Source organism: Cognatishimia activa, from assembly GCF_017798205.1.
Classification (GTDB): domain Bacteria; phylum Pseudomonadota; class Alphaproteobacteria; order Rhodobacterales; family Rhodobacteraceae; genus Cognatishimia; species Cognatishimia activa_A.
In genome coordinates this window covers 3194246-3215142 of sequence record NZ_CP060010.1, presented here as the reverse complement: position 1 = coordinate 3215142, position 20897 = coordinate 3194246, and the positions used below count along the sequence as shown (strand labels likewise).

Annotated in this window: 19 protein-coding genes; 15 read left to right on the top strand and 4 right to left on the bottom strand. The window is 57.6% G+C overall.

What is annotated here, in order from left to right:
* The first annotated feature begins 17 nt into the window (after positions 1-17).
* A complete protein-coding gene (locus tag HZ995_RS15875) occupies positions 18-1892 on the top strand; it encodes a PhoX family protein (protein ID WP_209356623.1) in 1875 nt (624 codons plus the stop codon).
* A 47-nt stretch (positions 1893-1939) separates the two neighbouring features.
* Here the strand turns inward: HZ995_RS15875 and HZ995_RS15870 are convergent, their stop codons facing one another.
* Both HZ995_RS15870 and HZ995_RS15865 read right to left on the bottom strand, forming a co-directional pair.
* The gene (locus tag HZ995_RS15870) at positions 1940-2299 is read right to left on the bottom strand and encodes a DUF4260 domain-containing protein (protein WP_209356622.1); all 360 of its coding nucleotides are present in this window, start codon (positions 2297-2299) and stop codon (positions 1940-1942) included.
* A gap of 55 nt (positions 2300-2354) precedes the next feature.
* Entirely contained in the window at positions 2355-3065 is a 711-nt protein-coding gene (locus tag HZ995_RS15865; RefSeq protein ID WP_209356621.1) for a pyridoxamine 5'-phosphate oxidase family protein, read from the bottom strand.
* 216 nt (positions 3066-3281) lie between these two features.
* Between HZ995_RS15865 and HZ995_RS15860 the strand changes: the two genes are divergently transcribed.
* The 14 genes from HZ995_RS15860 (at position 3282) to HZ995_RS15795 (ending at position 19263) form a co-directional block, all read left to right on the top strand.
* Complete coding sequence (locus HZ995_RS15860; RefSeq protein ID WP_209356620.1) at positions 3282-4448, top strand: peptidoglycan glycosyltransferase FtsW; 1167 nt, start codon at positions 3282-3284, stop codon at positions 4446-4448.
* Positions 4445-5542: a UDP-N-acetylglucosamine--N-acetylmuramyl-(pentapeptide) pyrophosphoryl-undecaprenol N-acetylglucosamine transferase gene (locus tag HZ995_RS15855; RefSeq protein WP_209356619.1), complete on the top strand. Its 1098-nt coding sequence runs from the start codon at positions 4445-4447 to the stop codon at positions 5540-5542. The genes HZ995_RS15860 and HZ995_RS15855 overlap by 4 nt, the downstream gene beginning before the upstream one ends.
* Before the next feature lies 1 nt (position 5543).
* Positions 5544-6941, top strand: a complete 1398-nt coding sequence (murC, locus tag HZ995_RS15850; RefSeq protein WP_209356618.1) for a UDP-N-acetylmuramate--L-alanine ligase — start codon at positions 5544-5546, stop codon at positions 6939-6941.
* Between the two features lies 1 nt (position 6942).
* Positions 6943-7200, top strand: a complete 258-nt coding sequence (locus HZ995_RS15845) for a DUF2484 family protein (RefSeq protein ID WP_209356617.1) — start codon at positions 6943-6945, stop codon at positions 7198-7200.
* Entirely contained in the window at positions 7187-7495 is a 309-nt protein-coding gene (locus HZ995_RS15840) for a hypothetical protein (protein WP_209356616.1), read from the top strand. Before HZ995_RS15845 ends, HZ995_RS15840 begins: the two co-directional genes overlap by 14 nt.
* Positions 7492-8412 (top strand): UDP-N-acetylmuramate dehydrogenase, encoded by a 921-nt coding sequence (gene murB / locus HZ995_RS15835; protein WP_209356615.1) that lies wholly within the window; start codon positions 7492-7494, stop codon positions 8410-8412. The genes HZ995_RS15840 and murB overlap by 4 nt, the downstream gene beginning before the upstream one ends.
* 204 nt (positions 8413-8616) lie before the next feature.
* Positions 8617-9495, top strand: a complete 879-nt coding sequence (locus HZ995_RS15830; protein ID WP_245168690.1) for a D-alanine--D-alanine ligase — start codon at positions 8617-8619, stop codon at positions 9493-9495.
* Positions 9483-10403: a cell division protein FtsQ/DivIB gene (locus HZ995_RS15825; protein WP_209356613.1), complete on the top strand. Its 921-nt coding sequence runs from the start codon at positions 9483-9485 to the stop codon at positions 10401-10403. The genes HZ995_RS15830 and HZ995_RS15825 overlap by 13 nt, the downstream gene beginning before the upstream one ends.
* Entirely contained in the window at positions 10403-11737 is a 1335-nt protein-coding gene (gene ftsA / locus HZ995_RS15820; RefSeq protein WP_209356612.1) for a cell division protein FtsA, read from the top strand. The genes HZ995_RS15825 and ftsA overlap by 1 nt, the downstream gene beginning before the upstream one ends.
* 369 nt (positions 11738-12106) lie before the next feature.
* Positions 12107-13672 (top strand): cell division protein FtsZ, encoded by a 1566-nt coding sequence (ftsZ, locus tag HZ995_RS15815; RefSeq protein WP_209356611.1) that lies wholly within the window; start codon positions 12107-12109, stop codon positions 13670-13672.
* A gap of 203 nt (positions 13673-13875) precedes the next feature.
* Positions 13876-14796 carry a UDP-3-O-acyl-N-acetylglucosamine deacetylase gene (gene lpxC / locus HZ995_RS15810; RefSeq protein ID WP_209356610.1) on the top strand — a complete coding sequence of 307 codons (921 nt, stop codon included), beginning with the start codon at positions 13876-13878 and terminating at the stop codon, positions 14794-14796.
* A gap of 127 nt (positions 14797-14923) precedes the next feature.
* Positions 14924-15763, top strand: a complete 840-nt coding sequence (locus HZ995_RS15805) for an outer membrane protein assembly factor BamD (protein ID WP_432417980.1) — start codon at positions 14924-14926, stop codon at positions 15761-15763.
* A gap of 30 nt (positions 15764-15793) precedes the next feature.
* Positions 15794-17449, top strand: coding sequence for a DNA repair protein RecN (gene recN / locus HZ995_RS15800; RefSeq protein WP_209356608.1), 1656 nt, complete (start codon positions 15794-15796; stop codon positions 17447-17449).
* Between the two features lie 125 nt (positions 17450-17574).
* Positions 17575-19263, top strand: a complete 1689-nt coding sequence (locus tag HZ995_RS15795) for a chloride channel protein (protein ID WP_209356607.1) — start codon at positions 17575-17577, stop codon at positions 19261-19263.
* Here the strand turns inward: HZ995_RS15795 and HZ995_RS15790 are convergent.
* Together HZ995_RS15790 and HZ995_RS15785 are read right to left on the bottom strand one after the other, a co-directional pair.
* Positions 19260-20420 (bottom strand): MFS transporter, encoded by a 1161-nt coding sequence (locus HZ995_RS15790; RefSeq protein ID WP_209356606.1) that lies wholly within the window; start codon positions 20418-20420, stop codon positions 19260-19262. The two genes, HZ995_RS15795 and HZ995_RS15790, sit on opposite strands and share 4 nt — an antisense overlap.
* Before the next feature lie 100 nt (positions 20421-20520).
* Entirely contained in the window at positions 20521-20865 is a 345-nt protein-coding gene (locus HZ995_RS15785) for a DUF427 domain-containing protein (protein ID WP_209356605.1), read from the bottom strand.
* Between the last annotated feature and the right edge of the window lie 32 nt (positions 20866-20897).

Genomic DNA, 20897 nt, shown 5'->3' with positions numbered 1-20897 from the left:
ACGACAAGGATTTCCCAATGCGTGAGCACGACATCGACGAGCTTTCCTTTGATGACTATGACGAACTGCGCGACCCGCGCCCAGAGGACAACGGTTTTGATGCCGTAGTCGACGCGGCGATGTCTCGCCGTGGGTTCCTGGGCGGCGTTGTGGCCTTTGGCTCTGGCGCAGCTGTTATGGGCACGACGTTCCTCGCCTCTGAGGCGCAGGCGGCGAACCGCTTTGGCTTTAACCCGATCCCAACGTCCACCGCGAATACCATCACTCTGCCAGAGGGTTATGAGTGGGAAGTTCTGGTCAAATGGGGTCAGCCTTTGTGGTCTGGCACCGCTGACGTCGATCAAGCGACCGGCGGCACCGCCGAAACCCAAGCGCGCGCGTTTGGCGACAACACCGATGGTATGGCGATCTTTGCCAAGGGCGACAAACAGATCCTTGCGGTGAACAACGAGTATATTCAGAACAAAGTTCTGCTGAGCAACCGCAAAGACGGCAAGGCGATCAATGCCGATGACGTTCAAAAAATGAAGAACGCTCATGGTATTTCGATCATCGAAATCGAAGAGGGCGCGACTGGCTGGGACGTGGTGCTGGATTCGGAATTCAACCGCCGCATCACCATTGACACGCCGATGGAGCTGACCGGTCCTGCGGCAGGCCACGATCTGCTGAAAACCGACGCAGATCCAATGGCGAAAACCGTTCTGGGCACCTGGAACAACTGCGGCAATGGCGAGACCCCTTGGGGCACCTACCTGACCTGCGAAGAAAACTTTAACGGCTATTTCGGGTCGGCAGATGCAGAGCAAGAGTTGCCAGCAGAGTTCAAGCGCTATGGCATCAAAACCAAATCCCGCTACGGGTTTGAAAAGTTCGACGATCGTTTCGATCTGAGCAAGAACATCAACGAGCCTAACCGTCATGGTTACATTGTTGAGATTGATGCGACGGATCCAACCTCAACGCCAAAGAAACGCACCGCTCTGGGTCGTTTCAAGCATGAGAACGCGGAAACCGTTCTGGCGGCGGATGGTCGCGTGGTTGTCTATATGGGCGACGATGAACGCGGCGAGTTCCTTTATAAATTCGTCTCCAAGGACGCTTATGTCGAAGGCGGCAGCACCGAGGGTCTGCTGAGCGACGGTCAGCTTTATGTGGCGAAATTCAACGACGATCTGAGCGGTGAATGGATTGCCCTGACCCCAGAAGCGACTGGCATGACAGCCGAGGAAATCTGCATTCACACCCGTGTGGCGGGCTCCAAAGTGGGTGCGACCACGATGGATCGTCCTGAATGGGTGGCGGTGAACCCTCTGAAAGTCGAAGCCTATTGCGCGCTGACCAATAATAAGAACCGTGGTCTGAAGACCAACGCAGGTGGGGATGAGACACCTGTGGGCGGTCCAAACCCACGCGAAGCAAATAAGTTTGGTCAAATCGTGCGCTGGCGTCCGGTGAATGGTGATCACACCGACACTGCATTCACATGGGATCTCTATGTGATGGCGGGCAACCCGACTGTGTTTGACGATGACCGCTCAGGCTCCGCGAACGTCAATGCGGGCAATATGTTCAACAGCCCTGACGGGATGCAGTTTGACAGCAAAGGCCTGCTGTGGATCCAGACCGACGGTGACTATAAGAACGAAGGCGATTTTTCGGGTCAGGGCAACAACCAGATGCTGATCGGTGATCCTGCGACGGGCGAGATCGTGCGTTTCATGACCGGTCCGAACCGTTGTGAAGTTACGGGTCTGTGCTGGTCCTTGGACCGTCGCACCGCTTTTGTTGGTATCCAGCACCCAGCGGCTGACTTCCCAGATGGCCCAGGCACGCTGCCGCGCTCTTGCGTGGTTGCCGTGAAGCGCACCGACGGTGGCGTCATCGGCTAAGGCCCTTTTTCTAAGCGAAAAGAAAGCCCCGCTTTGGCGGGGCTTTGTCATAGATCGCCCATATGGGTGTGTTTGAAGCCTTTGGTGGATTTCAACCCATAGCCAAGCGCACGGTCAAAGCCGGTGTGGGCCAACATCAAGGCCCCAATGGCTGTCAACAAAACATTGGCCGTCAAAAGGCCGGCAACGATTAAGACGGCCCCGAGTGCGTACACGTGGACGAGGTTATAGGCGAAGGCGCCGACCTTGGGGCCCGCCGCATAGGCCGCAAAGGACAGATCCGGCGCGAAGAAGATCAGCACCGCTGCCCAGATCGGCAAGCCGCTGTCGAGGTTTGCGAAATATACCACGGAGGCGACGAAGACCACGAGGCCTTCGAGCCTTTGCCATAAGATTGTATCTGTCATCGCGTCCCCCTTGATCTGCAAAAGATATGGACAGGGGGCACGTGCGTTTCAATCCCTAGCCAAAGGTCTCGCCATAGGCCTGGGTCAAGGCACCCTCAAGCGAGACCCCGGCAGAATAGAGGTCCAGATCCGCACAGCGCGCGGCCTCGCTATGGCTGCGCGGGCAGGGTTCTGGTGTGCCGAGTGTTGTGTGGATTGGAATGACTTCGGCGTGGATGGGCAGGGCGTAGTCTTCTTCGTCGTCTTTGACGGTGCCCGTCCGCACTTTGGCTGCGGCACTTTCGATGTCCATGTAGATAAAAGACGTTGCCTTAAGTTCCTGATCCGTGACTTTGCGCAAGCCTTCTGTCCGACCCGGGAACAGCCGATCCACCATGGCAATTTGCGCTGCGTATTTTTCATCGGGATCGTCAAGCAGGCGCGCTGTTCCAAAGGCCATGACCGTCCGGTAGTTCGCAGAATGATGGAAACCAGACCGCGCAATCACCAGCCCGTCAAAATGGGTCACCGTCACGCAGGCCTTCACGCCCTTACGGATGGTCTTGATCATCCGGCTCGCAGCACTTCCGTGCCAGTAAAGCCGAGACCCTTCGCGCCAGAACATGGTCGGCGTGGCATAGGGTTGGTCGTCAATCACATAGGCAACATGACAAAGCGCGGCGGCGTCCAGAATGGCGTGCACGCTCGCGTGATCATAGGCCGCGCGCTCATGGGCGCGTTTGATGCGATTGGTCTGGGTGATGGGATAGCTTGGCTGATCAGTCATGAGGGGCTCCGGTAGGTCTTGGCCCATAGCTACCGGAAATAGGTTTTCATAAAAGTTCCAATTTTGTGTAAAATATCCATACCAATATGGGAGTCGCCACGGCGCGATTTTACTACGAGGACTCCGCCGCAATACTTCCCTTAAAGCGTAACTCGTGGTAAACTTCACCTCAGATCCGGAGAACCGGGCGCAAACAGGCAAATCGGCAGGTCTTTGATGACAGAAATGGTCTACGGCGGAGTCCCAGTTCGGGACGTGGAGCCGATTCTTCCGAAATGGTGGCGGACAGTTGATAAAATCACCCTGACTTGTGTCTTGGGGTTGATGGGGATCGGCATGCTATTGGGGTTGGCCGCAAGCCCGCCTTTGGCTGAGAAAAACGGCTTTCCATATTTCCACTACGTCTTGCGCCAAGGCATTTTCGTAGGTGGGGCGATGGTCACGATGGTTATCGTCTCGATGCTATCTCCGCGCGAGATCCGGCGATTGGCCGTATTGGGCTTCCTCATGGCCTTTGTGGCGCTGTTGTTGTTGCCGGTCTTTGGGACTGACTACGGCAAAGGCGCAGTGCGCTGGTATTCGCTGGGCTTTGCGGCGCTGCAACCCTCTGAGTTTCTGAAACCTGTCTATGTAGTCGTCATGGCCTGGCTCTTTGCCGCGAGCCAAGAGATCAACGGACCTCCGGGCAAAAGCTGGTCGATTTTTTTGACGCTGATCATTGTGGGCGCGCTGGTGATGCAACCCGACTTTGGGCAGGCCTGTCTGATTTTGTTCGGTTGGGGCGTCATGTACTTCGTCGCCGGAGCCCCGATGACCCTGCTGGTCGCTATGGCGGGCTTTGTCTGTATTGGCGGTTTTATCGCTTATAACGCATCCGAGCACTTCGCGCGCCGGATTGATGGGTTTCTGACCGCAGATGTCGATCCGACCACGCAGCTGGGGTATGCCACGAACGCGATCCGCGAGGGTGGATTTTTCGGCGTCGGCGTGGGCGAGGGGCAGGTGAAATGGTCTCTGCCCGATGCGCATACGGATTTCATCATTGCGGTGGCCGCCGAGGAATATGGCCTCGTGCTGGTCCTTTGTATCATCGCGCTTTACGCCACCATCGTGGCGCGCTCTTTGCTGCGTCTGATGCGGGAACGTGATCCGTTTATCCGCCTTGCGGGTACCGGCTTGGTCTCTCTGTTTGGTATCCAGGCAATGATCAATCTGGGGGTCGCCGTCAGATTGTTGCCCGCCAAAGGCATGACTTTGCCGTTTGTCAGCTATGGCGGCTCTTCTCTTATTGCAGGTGGCATCGCAGTCGGTATGTTGCTGGCGCTGACCCGGAGCCGGGCTCAGGGTGAATTTGGCGATATACTTCGAGGCCACATTAGATGACAAAACAACCGCTGCTCCTGATGGCAGCAGGAGGCACCGGGGGCCATATGTTTCCGGCGCAAGCTTTAGCCGAAGCGATGTTGGCGCAGGGATGGCGCGTGAAGCTGTCCACAGATGCCCGTGGCGCGCGCTATACCGGAGCCTTTCCCGAAGCCGTGGAGATCGAACAGGTCTCTTCCGCCACTTTTGCGCGGGGCGGGGTTGTGGCCAAGCTTGCCGCGCCATTTCGGATTTTGGGCGGTGTACTGAGTGCGGTGGTCAAGCTGCGTCGTGATCGGCCTGACGTGGTTGTGGGCTTTGGAGGCTATCCGACCATTCCAGCCATGGGCGCTGCAGTTTTGTTGAAGCTGCCTCGGATGATCCATGAGCAAAACGGTGTTTTGGGGCGTGTGAACAAGGCTTTTGCGAAACGCGTCAACATGATTGCATGTGGAACATGGCCGACGATTTTGCCCGAGGGGATTACCGGCATTCACACCGGCAACCCTGTGCGCCAAACTGTTCTGGACCGCGCGGGCGCGGGCTATATCCCACCCGGAGACTACCCGATGTCGATCCTCGTCATTGGTGGCAGCCAGGGCGCGCGCATACTATCCGAGGTCGTGCCGCCTGCGATTGCGATGCTGCCGGACGAGATCAAATCCCACCTGCGTGTCAGCCATCAGGCGCGCGGCGAGGACCATGCGAATGTTGCCGCCTTCTATGCCGAGCAGGGCATCACGGCCGACGTGCAGGAATTCTTCACTGATATCCCAGAGCGGATGAGTGAAGCGCAACTGGTGATTTCGCGGGCAGGGGCCTCTTCCGTCGCTGATATCTCCGTCATCGGTCGGCCGTCGATTCTGATCCCTCTGGCGATTGCGACGGGCGATCATCAAAGCGCCAATGCGCGCGGGCTTGAGGAAGCGGATGGGGCGGTTGTGATCCCAGAGACCGCGTTTAATGTAGAAACCCTGACGGCCCAGATCGCCGCGATCCTAAGCGACGCGGATGCGGCTGTTGAAATGAGTGCGGGGGCGCTTGCGATGGGCATGCCGGACGCGACGGCCAATCTGGTCGCGATGGTCCGGGACCTGGCCCAAGAGGACGTTTGATATGAATGCAGCAACCAAACTCCCCGGAGACGTTGGCCCGATCCATTTTGTCGGCATTGGCGGCATTGGCATGTCGGGCATTGCCGAGGTGCTGTTGAACCATGGCTATGTAGTGCAGGGCTCTGACCTCAAGGACAGCAAGATCACCCAGCGGCTGGCCGAGATGGGCGCGACGATCTTTATTGGGCAAAAGGCCGAGAACCTTGAGGCCGCTGAAGTTGTTGTGATTTCCTCTGCGATCAAACCCGGGAATGCAGAGCTGGATGAAGCTCGTCGGCAGGGCTTGCCAGTGGTGCGCCGCGCGGAAATGCTGGCCGAATTGATGCGGCTGAAGTCCAATATCGCGGTCGCAGGGACGCATGGGAAAACCACGACGACCACAATGGTCGCGGCACTTCTGGATCATGGCAAATTCGACCCGACGGTGATCAATGGCGGGATCATCCACGCCTATGGCTCCAATGCGCGGGTTGGCGATGGCGAATGGATGGTGGTTGAGGCCGATGAGTCTGACGGCACGTTCAACCGCCTCCCAGCGACCATTGCGATTGTCACCAATATTGACCCCGAGCATATGGAGCATTGGGGCGATTTCGACACGCTGCGTGCAGGCTTCAATGAGTTTGTGTCCAACATCCCCTTCTATGGTCTTGCGGTCTGTTGCACCGATCATAACGAAGTTCAGGCGTTGGTTGGGAAGATCACCGACCGGCGCGTTGTGACCTATGGGTTCAATTCGCAAGCGGATGTGCGGGCCACCAAGCCGACCTATAAGGCAGGCGTCGCGCATTTCGACATTCACCTGCAAAACGAAGGGCTTGTCATCGAGGGCTGCACTCTGCCAATGCCCGGAGATCACAATGTTTCCAATGCCTTAAGTGCCGTTGCTGTGGCGCGTCATCTGGGTATGAAGCTCGATGAGATCCGTGAGGCTCTTGCGAAATTCGGTGGGGTAAACCGTCGTTTTACCAAAGTGGGTGAGGTTGATGGCATCACGATCATCGACGACTATGGTCACCATCCCGTGGAAATCGCTGCCGTGCTGAAAGCCGCGCGTCAGGCCAGCGAAGGCCGCGTGATCGCGGTGCATCAGCCGCACCGCTACACGCGTCTGCACAGCCTGTTTGAGGATTTCTGCACCTGTTTTAACGAGGCCGATGTGGTCGCCATCGCCGAAGTCTTTGCCGCGGGCGAAGATCTGATCGAAGGCGCAACCCGCGATGATCTGGTCGACGGCTTGATCGCCCATGGCCACCGCCACGCCCGTGCGATCGTCAGCGAGGATGATCTGGTGCGCCTCGTGAAAGAACAGGCACAACCGGGCGATATGGTCGTGTGTCTTGGCGCTGGTACGATCAGCGCCTGGGCCAATGCGCTTCCGAAACGATTGGCAGACTAACATGAGCCTCAGCGTCATCGCAGCCCTTATCTGGATGGTCGTGGTCAACATGCGCGCCATGTTTCCCAGTCGGGATAAACACTGGCGCTTTGCCTATGTCATGATCGCCATTGCCGTGCCGATTTTGATTGGCATTTTCCTGCAGCATGGCATCCTTTTGGCTTGTGTTTTCCTGCTGGCCGGCATGTGGATCATGCGCTGGCCGGTGATCTATTTGGGCCGCTGGGTAAAGAGGGTTGTCGGGCATGGTGCCAGCTGAAATTCTGCTGCTGATCGGAGGCACTTTGATGATCCTTTTGGGGATCACGGGTTTCGTTCTGACACAGCGGGATTCCTGGCGGGTCATCCTGTTGCTCTCAACCCTTCTGGGCGGTCTGAATATCGGTGTTTTCATCTGGGCCGAACTGCTTGAGGGCTGGGACAGCTTCCGTCTTTTCCTGTTCTGGTTAACCGCCTGTTTACCTCCGCTCGTCGGTCTTGGCCTTGGGGCCTTGCTCGGCTATGCGGTGAATTGGCGAATAGAGCGGATCAAACCGAGGGGGTCAGAGCGATGAGCGGCTTGCCAAGCGTTCGTGGAAAAATCACAGAAAACCGCCTTTTGGCGGATCTGACGTGGCTTCGGGTCGGTGGGCCAGCGGATTATCTTTTTCAACCTCAGGATGTATCGGATTTGCAGGATTTTCTGCGTGATCTGGACCCAGAGGTTGCGGTTTTCCCAATGGGCGTGGGCAGCAATCTGATCATTCGCGACGGTGGGCTTCGGGCCGTCGTCATCCGCATGGGGCGCGGGTTTAACCAGATAGAGGTCGAGGGCAATCGCGTGACCGCAGGCGTCGCGGCGCTTGATGCGCATGTGGCGCGTAAAACAGCAGAGCAGGGCGTGGATCTGACCTTCCTGCGCACCATTCCGGGCGCTATCGGTGGTGCGGTTTGCATGAACGCCGGCTGCTATGGCTCTTATATTGCTGATGTTTTTGTCTCGGCCAAAGCTGTGACCCGGGGCGGAGAACTGGTGACGCTCACCGCCGATGACTTGAACTTTCAATACCGCCAATCGGATTTGCCAGAAGGCTGGGTTCTTGTGGAAGCCACGTTTAAGGCCCCCAGCGGCGACCCTGAGGAGCTGAGCGCTCGCATGCAGTCGCAACTGGAAAAACGCGACGCCACGCAGCCGACCAAAGACCGCAGCGCAGGCAGTACGTTCCGCAATCCAGCCGGTTTTTCCAGCACAGGGCGCGCAGATGACGTACACGACCTAAAGGCGTGGAAGGTGATTGATGACGCGGGCATGCGTGGGGCCAGGGTGGGCGGCGCGCAAATGAGCCAGAAACACAGCAATTTTATGATCAATACCGGCGACGCCACGGCGGCTGATCTCGAAAATCTTGGCGAAGAGGTGCGAAAAAAGGTTTTCGAAAACAGCGGAATAGAGCTACAATGGGAAATTAAGCGAATTGGCGAGTATGACTGATTTGCAATCAATGATCCGGGCATAAGATCTGGACATGAAATATCAGTCGGTGCCGGAGAACCGGGCTGGCGCGTACATGAGACCCTAAGAGTCGGCGGAGATCGCCTTAAAAAGGGCAATAAACAAGGGCCGAAAAAGGCTCGGAAAATTGAGGCTGTTAACGTGGGTAGTTCGAGCAGAACACCCCAAAAGGTAGCGGTAGTGATGGGTGGCCCCTCGGCCGAACGCGAGGTGTCTCTGTCGACGGGTAAAGAATGTGCCGCTGCGTTGAGGGAAGCAGGTTTTGAGGTTGTCGAGGTCGTAGCCGACCGCGACTTGGCTCAGGACTTGATGAGAATAAAGCCGGATGTTGTCTTTAACGCCCTGCATGGTCGCTGGGGCGAGGATGGCTGTGTGCAGGGTCTGCTGGAATGGATGCAGATCCCCTATACCCATTCCGGTGTCATGAGTTCCGCCGTTGCCATGGACAAGGAAAAGTCCAAAGAGGCCTATCGCGCTGCTGGACTTCCTGTGGCCGCAAGCCTCTTGGCGCAGCGTGACGAGATTGAATCCCACCATGTGATGGAGCCGCCCTATGTGGTGAAGCCTTATAATGAGGGCTCCTCTGTTGGTGTCTATATTGTTCAAGAGGCCGCCAATGGCCCTCCCACGCTTGCGCCGGATATGCCGGATGAGCTGATGGTCGAGGACTATGTGGATGGCCGCGAGTTGACCTGTACTGTCATGGGGGACCGCGCTTTGACGGTCACGGATATTATCACCGACAGTTGGTATGACTATCACGCGAAATATGCGGAAGGGGGCTCTCGTCACGAGGTGCCCGCCAATGTGCCCTCCGAAATTTTTGACGCCTGTATGGAGATGTCTCTGAAAGCCCATCAGGTTCTGGGCTGTCGTGGCATTTCCCGTACCGATTTCCGCTGGGATGAAAGCAAAGGCCTCGCAGGGCTCATTCTGCTTGAAACCAACACTCAGCCCGGCATGACCCCAACAAGCCTCAGCCCAGAGCAGGCGCAGGCCGTCGGTATTTCGTTTCCAGAGTTGTGTAAGTGGTTGGTGGAGGATGCATCATGCAACAGATAACTGCGACGCGTCCCAGCTATTATCGTCCGGCTCCTAAACCACAGCCGCGCGCGGCCAAGTCGGATCCCGCGCCGTCTCGTTTCTGGTATCGCTATGAACGGATGATGCTCACGCCGCTGTTTCGCTTTGCTCTGCGCGTTGTTGCGCCTTTTGTATTCGCCGTCTTGGCAGTCAATGCCTATTTCGCGGATCAAGAGCGCTCGGATAACTTCTTCCTAATGCTGCAAGATCTGCGCACCAGTTTTGTGGAGCGGCCCGAGTTCATGGTTGGCGCGATGACCATCGATGGGGCGGGCCCGATCCTGGCTGGCGACATTCGAGAAGTTCTGCATACAGATTTTCCCATCAGCAGCTTTGATATCGATGTGGCCGCGATGCGTGAGACACTTTTGGGGCTGTCTCCGGTCAAGTCGGCTCAGATCAAGATCGATGGCAATGTGCTGCAGATCGCGATTGAAGAACGGACGCCGGTCCTCTTGTGGCGCACGCAGGATGGCCTGCAGCTGGTGGATGCCGAAGGGTTTGTGGTTTCGGCTGCAAAAGGGCGTCTGGCGCATGGCGATCTGCCGTTGATGGCGGGCGTTGGGGCTGATGTGCATGCTAAAGAAGCACTGCAATTGCTGAAAGTTGCAGCGCCTTTGGGCGATCGGGTGCGCGGCTTGGCTTGGGTCGGAAATCGGCGCTGGGACATCGTGCTGGATCGAGATCAACGCATCATGCTGCCTGAAAACGGAGCGGTCGGCGCGCTGGAGCGCATCGTAGCGATGGCGCAGGTGCAGGACTTATTAGAAAGAGACGTGTCGGTGGTCGATCTGCGGATCGGCAATAGGCCGACGTTGAGGGTTGCGGAGAATTCTGTCGAGAACTGGTGGGATGTGCGCAAAACGAGCTTGGGGGTAAAAGAATAATGGGCGACCTCTATCAATCACAACGCGCGATGCGCGCCATGCGAAAAGCCGCGATGCAACGTGGTGTTGTTGCGATTTTGGACGTTGGGTCTTCGAAAATCGCCTGTTTGGTTCTGCGCTTTGATGGCGTGGACCAAGTCGGAGACATGGATGGTATCGGACCTTTGGCGGGGCAAAGCGGGTTTAGGGTGATCGGAGCCGCGTCGACACGGTCGCGTGGCGTACGCTTTGGCGAGATCTCGGCGATGCAGGAAACGGAACGCGCGATCCGGACGGCGGTGCAAGCGGCCCAAAAGATGGCGCAGATCCGCGTTGATCATGTGATTGCCTGTTTCTCGGGCGCGTCTCCTCGCTCTTACGGTCTGGATGGCCGCGTCGAGGTGATGGCGCAGGAAGTTACTGAACATGACGTCGCCCACGTGCTCTCTAGGTGCGAAACTCCCGACATCGGGGCAGGGCGCGAGGTTCTGCATGCCCATCCGGTGAACTTTGCGCTGGATCACCGCAGTGGTCTTGGCGATCCACGCGGCCAGGTGGGGCAGAACCTCAGCTGTGATATGCATATGCTGACTGTGGACGCTTCGGTCGTCGCGAACCTTGCCCATTGTGTAAAGCGCTGCGATCTGGAGCTCGCGGGCATCGCGAATTCGGCCTATGTGTCGGGGCTCGCGGCTCTCGTTGAAGACGAGCAAGAACTGGGCGCGGCCTGTATCGACCTTGGCGGCGGTTCAACCAGCATTTCGATCTTTATGAAGAAACACATGATTTATGCCGATGCGGTGCGTATGGGCGGGGATCACGTGACCAGCGATATCTCGATGGGCCTTCAGGTGCCCGCCGCGACGGCTGAACGGATAAAAACTTTCTACGGCGGCGTTCAGGCCACCGGCATGGATGATCGCGAGATGATCGAGATCAATGGCGAGACCGGCGATTGGGAACATGACCGCCGTCAGGTCAGCCGCGCGGAACTTATTGGGATCATCCGTCCTCGCGTCGAAGAAATCCTCGAAGAAGCCCGCAAACGTCTCGATGCCGCCGGGTTCGAGCATCTGCCAAGCCAGAAAATCGTTCTGACCGGCGGCGCGAGCCAGATGCCGGGTCTTGATGGACTCGCAAGCCGTATCCTCGGGCAGCAAGTGCGTCTGGGTCGTCCGATCCGCGTCCATGGCCTGCCACAGGCCACGACAGGGCCGGGGTTCAGCTCTTCGGTTGGTATGTGTCTCTTTGCGACCCGCCCGCAAGATGAATGCTGGGATTTCGACCTGCCGGTTGAACATCACGGCGTCAAAAGTTTCCGCCGCGCCGTGCGGTGGTTTAAAGCGAATTGGTAGGCCCATCATGAATAGTCTACCCCATCAGAAGGACTGACCGTCGACAGCAAGGATAGATTCGGCTAAGGTGAGTCTTACAAAGGCACAAAACGTGCCACTGGCAGGCAGAGCAGCTTCGCCAAACCTGTGAATCACCACACGCCGACTGCCCTTAAGGGGCCGTCCAATCCCTCTTTTTGTGTCCTAACCCTCAGATTCCCACTGTATTTTGCATTTTGGGCGAAATCACGCGGGTCTAAGTCGTATTTTGGCCATATTTTGTGGCTGATACCGCTTTTGGGCGTGACGTAGCGCGTTGTGAACGCTATGACTATTAGAGAGTAGATGAAAAACACCCGTAAATTCGGGGCAAGACAGGCGGACATTCTGATGGCATTGAATCTGACCTTCCAGGAGCAGGAAGACCTCAAACCACGTATCACCGTGTTCGGTGTTGGCGGGGCAGGCGGCAACGCGGTCAACAATATGATCGCCAAAGAGCTTGAGGGTGTCGATTTCGTCGTCGCGAACACAGACGCACAGGCGCTTCAACAGAATGATGCCAAGGCGCGGGTTCAACTGGGTGTCAAAGCCACCGAGGGCCTTGGCGCAGGGGCACGCCCAACCGTGGGTGCGGCCGCAGCAGAAGAGAGCATCGAACAGATCGTCGATCACCTCGCTGGCTCTCATATGTGTTTCATCACCGCAGGCATGGGCGGCGGCACCGGTACCGGCGCGGCCCCAATCATCGCACAAGCGGCCCGCGAGCTGGGTGTTTTGACCGTTGGGGTCGTCACCAAGCCATTCCAATTCGAAGGCGCCAAGCGCATGCGTCAGGCGGAAGCCGGCGTTGAAGCGCTTCAGAAAGTCGTCGACACTCTTATCATCATTCCAAACCAGAACCTGTTCCGTCTGGCGAATGAGAAAACCACCTTCACCGAAGCCTTCTCGATGGCCGATGATGTTCTTTACCAAGGCGTCAAAGGCGTGACCGACCTGATGGTGCGTCCGGGCCTTATCAACCTCGACTTTGCAGACGTTCGTGCCGTGATGGACGAGATGGGCAAAGCCATGATGGGCACCGGCGAAGCAACCGGCGAGGATCGTGCGATCCAGGCGGCGGAAAAAGCCATCGCCAACCCACTCTTGGACGAAATCAGCCTGCGTGGCGCGCGTGGTGTGCTTATCAACATCACCGGCGGCGAAGACCTTACCCTGTTTGAACTGGACGAAGCAGCCAACCGCATCCGCGAAGAAGTTGATCCAGAAGCAAATATCATCGTTGGATCCACCATGGACACGTCCTTGGATGGTGGCATGCGCGTGTCCGTCGTCGCGACCGGCATCGATGCAAGCGAAGTTATCATGGACACCCCAGTGGCGCGCCGCAAACTGTCCGAGCCGCTGAAGCAAGCCGAACCAGAGCCAGCGCCAGCACCTGTTGCTGCCGCGCCGGCAACTGCACCAGAAGAGCCTGCACTGTTCAGCGAGTTTGATGCAGAACAAGCGGCCTCTGAGGATCAGATGGAAGATCTGTTCGAAGAGCAGACCCCAGCGGCAACAGATGACCTGCCACCTCCGGCCTATCAGCCGCAGGTCGCGCAATTCCAGCCGCAAACAGACTATGTGGACGATGAGCCAGAGGCTTTTGTCGCGCCAAAAGCACCAGCACCGGGCACGCCGTCTCCAGAGGCACTCGCACGTCTGCGCACCGCGGTTTCCAAGGTGCCGTCCGCACCACAGGAACGCGAAAAGATCGTTGCAGTTGAGCCAGCGCCTCAGCCAGAAGAGCGTAAATTCGGTATCAACTCTTTGATCGGTCGCATGACAGGTCATTCCAAGGACGCAGGTGCTCAGGTCGCGCGCCAAGAGCCGCAAATGCAGCCGGCACCAATGGAAGAAGAAGAGCAGGATCGTATCGAAATCCCAGCCTTCCTGCGGCGTCAAGCCAACTAAAGATTACAGTTTGTAACAAAGTAAGGCCGCCTTGTTAGGCGGCTTTATTTGTTTTAAATCAGATGCTTATGCATGTTTTGGCGAAAATATGCCGATCTGTGCATGTCATGTTTCGACCCGTCGCAATCTTTGAATTGTTTCACCGGCCCGCGCCCTTTAGAGCTTTCCCTACGGTTGGGGAGCCGTAAAACTGGGGACTGCCTGTGCAAAATACTTTGCGTTCTACAATTCGTTTCACCGGGGTCGGGCTACATTCTGGTAAGCCTGTGCGTATGGTGATTGAACCCGCCTCCGCCGACTATGGTATCTGGTTCCGCCGCGTTGACGTGCTGGACGGGGATCCGATGATCGCGGCGCGTTGGGACAATGTGGAACAATCTCCTCTCTGCACTCTAATCAAGAATTCTTCTGGCGTTTCTGTTTCGACCATCGAGCATATCATGGCGGCCCTTGCAGGCTGTGGCGTGCATAATGCTCTGATCGAAATTGATGGGCCTGAAGTTCCAATCATGGATGGCTCAAGCGCGCCCTTCGTGAAAACCATTCTGTCCCGCGGCCTGCAAGAGCAGGCCTCTCCGATCCGCGCGATCAAGGTTGAAAAGCCGATCCGTGTAGACGTGGGCGATGCTTGGGCGGAACTGACCCCAGCGGACAATCTGGAAATCGACTTCCACATCGATTTTGAAGACGCGGCCATCGGCGTTCAGCAACATACGCTGAATATGGCGAACGGCACCTTTGTGCGCGAGCTGTGCGACAGCCGCACCTTCTGTCGCCGCTCTGACGTGATTGCGATGCAATCCAACGGTTTGGCCCTTGGCGGTGTTCCGGGTGAAAATGCGATTGTTTTTGACGGGTCCAAGATCGAAGCCGGCAGCCTGCGTCGCGACAATGAGCCTGTGCGCCACAAGATGCTGGATGCTTTGGGCGACCTTTATACAGCGGGCGCGCCGATCCTTGGGGCCTATAAAGGCCACCGTGCCGGGCACGCACTGACCAACGCCTTGCTGCGCAAGCTGTTCGCGGATCCTATGGCCTATAGCTTTGTGGAATGCTCTGAAAACACCTGCGCAAAACTGCCGGGCATGGGCGTACGACTGTCAGAGGTACCGGCGGTCGCGTGACTTTGATGTGGCAAGGGCAAATGCCCCGTCGCCAAAGTCTTTTTTCCTCGCTACATTCTATGCTAAACGCTTGGGACGCATTATGTCTTAAGCGATGCTCAAAAAGGTAAACAGAATGGCAGTCTCTATGTCACGCAAACTGGGATCAGTTCTTTTGGCCTCGACACTTTTGCTGTCGGCCTGTGGTGACCGAGGTGCAGGCCTCTTTGCCCCGGATCCAGAGCTTGAGAATTTCACCGCCCGCCAGATCTATGAGCGCGGCGAATATGAAATCGAAAACCGCGCGCCGGATGATGCGGCGTTCTATTTCTCGGAAGTGGAAAGGCTTTATCCATATTCCGACTACGCCAAACGCGCCTTGATCATGCAGGCCTATGCCTATCACCTTGATAAAGATTACGAAAACAGCCGCAGCGCTGCGCAGCGGTTCATCGATTTTTACCCAGTGGATGACGATGCGGCCTATGCGCAGTACCTCTTGGCGCTCAGCTATTACGATCAGATCGACGAAGTTGGCCGCGACCAGGGCCTCACGTTCCAAGCGTTGCAAGCCCTGCGTGCTGTGATCGAAACCTATCCGGACAGCGAATATGCGCGGTCTTCTGTGCTGAAGTTCGAGTTGGCCTTTGACCACCTCGCGGCCAAAGAGATGGAAATCGGGCGCTATTACCTCAAGCGCGACAATTATGCGGCCTCGATCAACCGGTTCCGCGTTGTGGTTGAGGACTTTGAAACCACGACTCACACGCCAGAGGCGCTGCATCGACTGGTTGAAGCTTATCTCTCGCTTGGTCTGACCGACGAAGCACAGACCGCGGGTGCCATTCTGGGGCATAACTTCCGCTCGACTGAATGGTATGAAGACAGCTATCGACTGTTGACGGGCCAGGGGCTGGAACCCAAAGCACGGGGCAACGGTTGGCTGGCGAGCATTTATCGTCAGACGGTCAAGGGCAAGTGGCTGTAACCGGCGCCGGAACGTAATTCGGGTGGGCTGATGCTTCGGGCGCTGGAAATTCGGGACATGTTGATCATCGACCGGTTGGAGTTGGATCTTCAACCCGGGTTGAATGTGCTGACCGGTGAAACCGGCGCGGGCAAGTCGATCCTGTTGGATTCCTTGGGCTTTGTGCTGGGCTGGCGCGGTCGCGCGGAATTGGTACGGGCAGGGGCCGAGCGTGGCGAGGTTGTCGCGGAATTCGATCTGCCTGACGCCCATCCCGCTCATGCGATCCTTGAAGAGGCTGGGCTGCCGGGTGGTGACACATTGTTGTTGCGCCGGGTGAATACGCAAGACGGACGCAAGACGGCGTGGGTCAATGACCGGCGCTGTTCTGGCGAAGTGCTGCGCCAGCTCTCGGATCATCTGGTGGAACTGCATGGTCAGCACGACGATCGCGGTTTGTTGGACCCAAAGGGCCACCGCGCTTTGCTGGATCAATTCGCCGATGTTGGTGATCTGAAAGCCGACGTGCGCGCCAAGTGGCAAGCTGCTCAAAAGGCTCAGAAATCTTTGCTGCAAGCTCAGTCTGCGCTGGCCGAGATGAAGTCCGAGGAAGAGTTCCTTCGCCATGCGGTCACAGAGCTGGATCAACTGGATCCTCAACCCGGCGAAGACGCCGACCTAGACGCGCGTCGTCGTCTGATGCAAGCCGCGGAGCGCGTGCGCGAAGACGTGACCAAGGCGTTTCATGCGCTTGGCTCTGACGGGGCAGAAGGGGCGATGGGTGACGCCAGCCGTTGGCTCGAGGGCGCTGTGGCTGAGGTGGGCGAGCCCTTGGAGGAACCTTTGGCAGCGCTTGCGCGGGCCATGGGAGAGCTCGGCGAGGCGGTCAATGGGGTTGAGCGCTGTCTGGATCAATTGAGCTTTGACCCGCATGAACTCGAACAGATCGAAGAGCGTCTTTTCGCGATCCGCGCCTTGGCGCGCAAACATGGCGTAACCGCTGACGAGCTGGGCGCATTTGCCAACGATATGCGCTCCAAGATGGAGGCGCTGGACGCAGGCGAAGGCAATATCGCAGCATTGGAAGCAGCGGCGAAGGCCGCGCGCGATGCCTTTGATAAAGCAGCAGAAAAACTCAGTGCGGCTCGCAAAACGGCCGCGAAGTCTCTGGACGCTGCGGTCATGAAAGAACTTGCGCCGCTGAAAATGGAACGCGCGGTTTTCACCACAGAGATCTCGGCCGATACGGCAGGCCCAGAGGGCATCGACGCCGTGTCCTTCCAAGTCGCCACGAACCCCGGTGCGCCCTCAGGGCCCCTGGCGAAAATCGCATCAGGTGGTGAGCTCAGCCGCTTCCTCTTGGCTTTGAAAGTCTGCCTCAGTGGCGATGACAGTCAGATCACCATGATCTTTGACGAGATCGACCGAGGCGTGGGCGGCGCTACTGCGGATGCTGTAGGCCGTCGTCTTTCATCCTTGGCGAAGGGCGGGCAGATCCTCGTGGTCACGCACTCACCGCAGGTGGCCGCTCTTGGCGCGCATCACTGGCGTGTCGAGAAGCGCGTCGAAGGGGATGTGACCCTCTCAACAGTCGTGCCACTAGACGAACAAGAGCGCGTCGACGAAATCGCACGGATGGTCTCGGGCGACGTGGTCACCGATCCCGCGCGCGAGGCGGCCAAGGCGCTTTTGGCGGGAGTTGCCTGATTGCTGGCCTTTTGCGCAGGCTTAAGACTATGTTTCGCAACAGTTGATAAATTCTGAGGCCTCAGGGCTTTCAACACCCGCTGCTCAGGCGTAAAGCTGGAGTGGATTAACTGGCCCTAGGCACCATGCCCAACCCGATTGGATCCTTCATAGCCGACTCTGTGCGCCACGCTGGGCGCAGCTGTCATGGTGGCTGGAAAGTCCTGCTAAAACGGGGGCCGAACCAAATCCAGTTCTGGCTTATTGCGTTGATGATCGGGATTGCCTCGGGTTTTGCGGCACTGTTTTTCCGCAAAGGCATCGAGGCGCTTCAGGCGTTTCTCTATGGCACGGATGATGTGTCTCAGCTGAGAACATTTGCAGAGTCCCTGCCTTGGTATTGGGTGCTGATCATTCCGATCATTGGTGGGCTGATTGTCGGTATCATTCTGGACCGGATGACACCTGATGCGCGAGCGCAGGGGCCTGCGGATGTGATTGAAGGCGCGGCGCTGCATGAAGGACGCGTGAACATCAAATCGGGCATCGCCTCCGCTCTTTCCTCATTCATAACGCTCAGCTCGGGCGGATCGACAGGCCGAGAGGGCCCCGTCGTGCATATGGCCGCGGTGATTTCCAGTTGGGTCAGCAACCGCATCAAAGCCGACGGGATCACAGGGCGGGATCTGTTGGGCTGCGCCGTGGCGGCTGCGGTTTCGGCCAGTTTCAACGCGCCAATCGCGGGCGCTCTTTTCGCGCTCGAAGTCGTCCTGCGCCATTTCGCAGTGCACGCCTTTGCGCCGATTGTCATCGCGTCAGCCGCAGGCACCGTCATCAACCGCCTCGAATTCGGAGACGTCACCGAATTCATGCTGCCGATGGAATCCACCTTGGCCTTCTATCAGGAGCTTCCGGCCTTTCTGATCCTCGGCGCGGTCTGCGGGATTGTTGCCGTGTCCCTGATGTGGACGATCTTTTGGGCTGATGACATGTCCACCCATGTGGTGGATCAGTTCAAAATCAAACGCTGGATGCGCCCGATGATTTCCGGAGCGCTCTTGGGCCTTATGGCGATCTGGTTCCCGCATATCATCGGTGTGGGTTATGAGACGACGTCGGATGCCTTGACAGGGCAGCTCTTGCTGCATGAGGCGATTGTCTTTGTGATCCTTAAAATCATAGCCGTCGCGATCACCTTAGCGGGACGCATGGGCGGCGGGGTGTTCTCTCCGGCGCTGATGTTGGGAGCGCTGACGGGATTGGCCTTTGGCCTGATCGCCACACCGATCTTTCCGGATTTCTCGGGCTCGATCACGCTTTATGCTTTGGCGGGCATGGGGGGCGTCGCCGCCGCCGTCCTCGGAGCGCCGATTTCGACCACGCTGATCGTTTTTGAACTGACCGGAGACTGGCAGACCGGCGTGGCCGTGATGGTGACGGTCTCGATCTCAACCGCTTTGGGATCGCGGCTTGTGGATGGGTCTTATTTCCTGACGCAGCTTGAAAGGCGCAATATTCACGTCGCCAAAGGGCCTCAGGCCTATCTCTTGGCGATGTTCAATGTAACGCGCGTGATGAAGCCGATTGATCCCGAACGCGGCGCCACGGAAGAGGCCTGTTGGCAGAAGATTGAGCAGGACATCTATCTAGGGGCAGGGGCGACGCTGGAGCAGGCGATGCCGATTTTTGACGCCACCAATATCGCCTTCATACCCGTCGTGCGTCTAAAGGGCGGCGGCGAAGCGCCGGAGCTGTTGGGGGCACTGCATCAGGTAGATGCGCTTAAGGCCTATAACCGCGCGCTGGCCGCGACGGCTGCGGAAGAGCATTCCTAAGGGCGTTGTCTTAACCGTTTCGCGATGGCATGCGACGTGAACCCGCCTGCAAAGATCAGCGCCAGAAACAGAGGGATCGCGCCTGTTCCCATGAGGCTTAGCAAAAACAACAAGATCGGCGTGCCTGACATAGTGCCAAGGTTGCCCATCTGCGCAATGCCACCCATGGCAAGGGCTTGATCTTGCGGGTCTTTGTTCAACTCTGGCACCAGCGCAAAGCCTGCCGATTGCAAAAGCCCCATGACCACAAAAATCGCCACGGCCAGTTCGGTCGAGACGCCAAAGACCGCCATCCAAAGCGCTGCGGCAATGCCGCCTGCAAAACCGATCTGCGCCACTGTGACCGCTGATAGAAACCGCATTAGCGTGGCGGCGAGCGTGAAGGAAGAGAGAATGCTAACGATGGGCAGCATGGTTGCGAGGGCGAGCCGATGCTCAGCCGGAAACAGAGGCGGCAGAACCGTCAGTAAGGCTAGATAGGTCAGCGTGTAGAATAACCAGCCTAGGGCCGCAGGCGACTGATAGGGGGACCTATAGACACGAAAGTGCCGCGCGATCACGTCATTCAACGTTGGAAGCGGCGCGCGTTCCAGCCCAAGACGCGGCAGGAACGCAAAGGACAGGCCAGCGAGTGCGAGCATATAGAACCCATGGCCCGCGAAAAGGGCAGGTGGCCCAGCCATTTCCAGAGCAAAAGGCGCGGCAGAGGCGCATAGGGCATATCCAACCCCGAAAAAACTGCTCCAGAGGGTCATCGACAGGTAGCGCTTGTTCGGGGCGGTCACTTGGGTCACCAACGTCGGCGCGGCGACGACGATTGCGAGGTGGGCGAGGCCTTCGATCATGCGACTTGCCAGAAACAGAGGCAAAGGCGGCAAAAACGCCTGCACAAAGGACATGGCCGCGCCCAAGAGCATGCCCGCGATCAACATCTTGCGGTATCCCAGCGAGGACACGATCTGCCCGACAAAGATGCCAAAGACCACGCCGAGAAATCCGATCACAGACATGATCAGACCCTGCGTCACGACCGAGGCCGGATAAAGCGCCTGAATCTCGGGAAAAATCGTCGCGATTTTGGCGAATTGCCCAGCGGCCCCCAGGCCACCCGCATAAAGTAGGAAAATCAGCCCTAGGGATGTTTTTTGCTGGGACATGGGGAAAACTCACAAACGATAGAGGATGAGTTAAACCACCCGAGCGGGCAAAAGAAAAGGCGCACGAGGCGCCCTTTTCATGATGATTTGTGATGTCGCGTTACAGCTGTTCGACCGTCAGCTCGTCGCTTGTGTAGAAGGCCAGATGGTCCTTGATGCGTGCAACGTCGTCTTTGGGATCCTCATAGCTCCAGACAGCATCCGCGATGGTCTTGCTCTTGGTCACAATCGAGAAATACCTCGCGTCGCCCTTATGCGGGCAATGGGAGGTCTTGTCGCTTTCGTCCAGAAACGCCATCGCAATGTCTTCGCGGGGGAAATAGATCACGGACGGGTAGTCGCCCTCGGTCAGCTCCAGCGCATTTGAGGATTCACCCAAAACAGCGCCACCAGCGCGCACGGTCCAGTTGCCGGGTGCTTTGCGGATCGTAATGTAAGGTGTCATGGGCCTCTCCTCAAAAACAGTCGTGGCCGTCA

Excerpts from the sequence above, each read along its gene's own strand:
- HZ995_RS15855 (WP_209356619.1), top strand. The coding sequence starts at position 4,445 with ATGACAAAACAACCGCTGCTCCTGATGGCAGCAGGAGGCACCGGGGGC.
- HZ995_RS15825 (WP_209356613.1), top strand. The coding sequence starts at position 9,483 with ATGCAACAGATAACTGCGACGCGTCCCAGCTATTATCGTCCGGCTCCT.
- HZ995_RS15845 (WP_209356617.1), top strand. The coding sequence starts at position 6,943 with ATGAGCCTCAGCGTCATCGCAGCCCTTATCTGGATGGTCGTGGTCAAC.
- HZ995_RS15875 (WP_209356623.1), top strand. The coding sequence starts at position 18 with ATGCGTGAGCACGACATCGACGAGCTTTCCTTTGATGACTATGACGAA.
- HZ995_RS15840 (WP_209356616.1), top strand. The coding sequence starts at position 7,187 with ATGGTGCCAGCTGAAATTCTGCTGCTGATCGGAGGCACTTTGATGATC.
- HZ995_RS15795 (WP_209356607.1), top strand. The coding sequence starts at position 17,575 with ATGCCCAACCCGATTGGATCCTTCATAGCCGACTCTGTGCGCCACGCT.
- ftsA (WP_209356612.1), top strand. The coding sequence starts at position 10,403 with ATGGGCGACCTCTATCAATCACAACGCGCGATGCGCGCCATGCGAAAA.
- HZ995_RS15860 (WP_209356620.1), top strand. The coding sequence starts at position 3,282 with ATGACAGAAATGGTCTACGGCGGAGTCCCAGTTCGGGACGTGGAGCCG.
- HZ995_RS15870 (WP_209356622.1), bottom strand. The coding sequence starts at position 2,299 with ATGACAGATACAATCTTATGGCAAAGGCTCGAAGGCCTCGTGGTCTTC.
- HZ995_RS15785 (WP_209356605.1), bottom strand. The coding sequence starts at position 20,865 with ATGACACCTTACATTACGATCCGCAAAGCACCCGGCAACTGGACCGTG.
- HZ995_RS15865 (WP_209356621.1), bottom strand. The coding sequence starts at position 3,065 with ATGACTGATCAGCCAAGCTATCCCATCACCCAGACCAATCGCATCAAA.
- HZ995_RS15790 (WP_209356606.1), bottom strand. The coding sequence starts at position 20,420 with ATGTCCCAGCAAAAAACATCCCTAGGGCTGATTTTCCTACTTTATGCG.
- HZ995_RS15805 (WP_432417980.1), top strand. The coding sequence starts at position 14,924 with ATGTCACGCAAACTGGGATCAGTTCTTTTGGCCTCGACACTTTTGCTG.
- recN (WP_209356608.1), top strand. The coding sequence starts at position 15,794 with ATGCTTCGGGCGCTGGAAATTCGGGACATGTTGATCATCGACCGGTTG.
- HZ995_RS15830 (WP_245168690.1), top strand. The coding sequence starts at position 8,617 with ATGGGTGGCCCCTCGGCCGAACGCGAGGTGTCTCTGTCGACGGGTAAA.
- ftsZ (WP_209356611.1), top strand. The coding sequence starts at position 12,107 with ATGGCATTGAATCTGACCTTCCAGGAGCAGGAAGACCTCAAACCACGT.
- murC (WP_209356618.1), top strand. The coding sequence starts at position 5,544 with ATGAATGCAGCAACCAAACTCCCCGGAGACGTTGGCCCGATCCATTTT.
- murB (WP_209356615.1), top strand. The coding sequence starts at position 7,492 with ATGAGCGGCTTGCCAAGCGTTCGTGGAAAAATCACAGAAAACCGCCTT.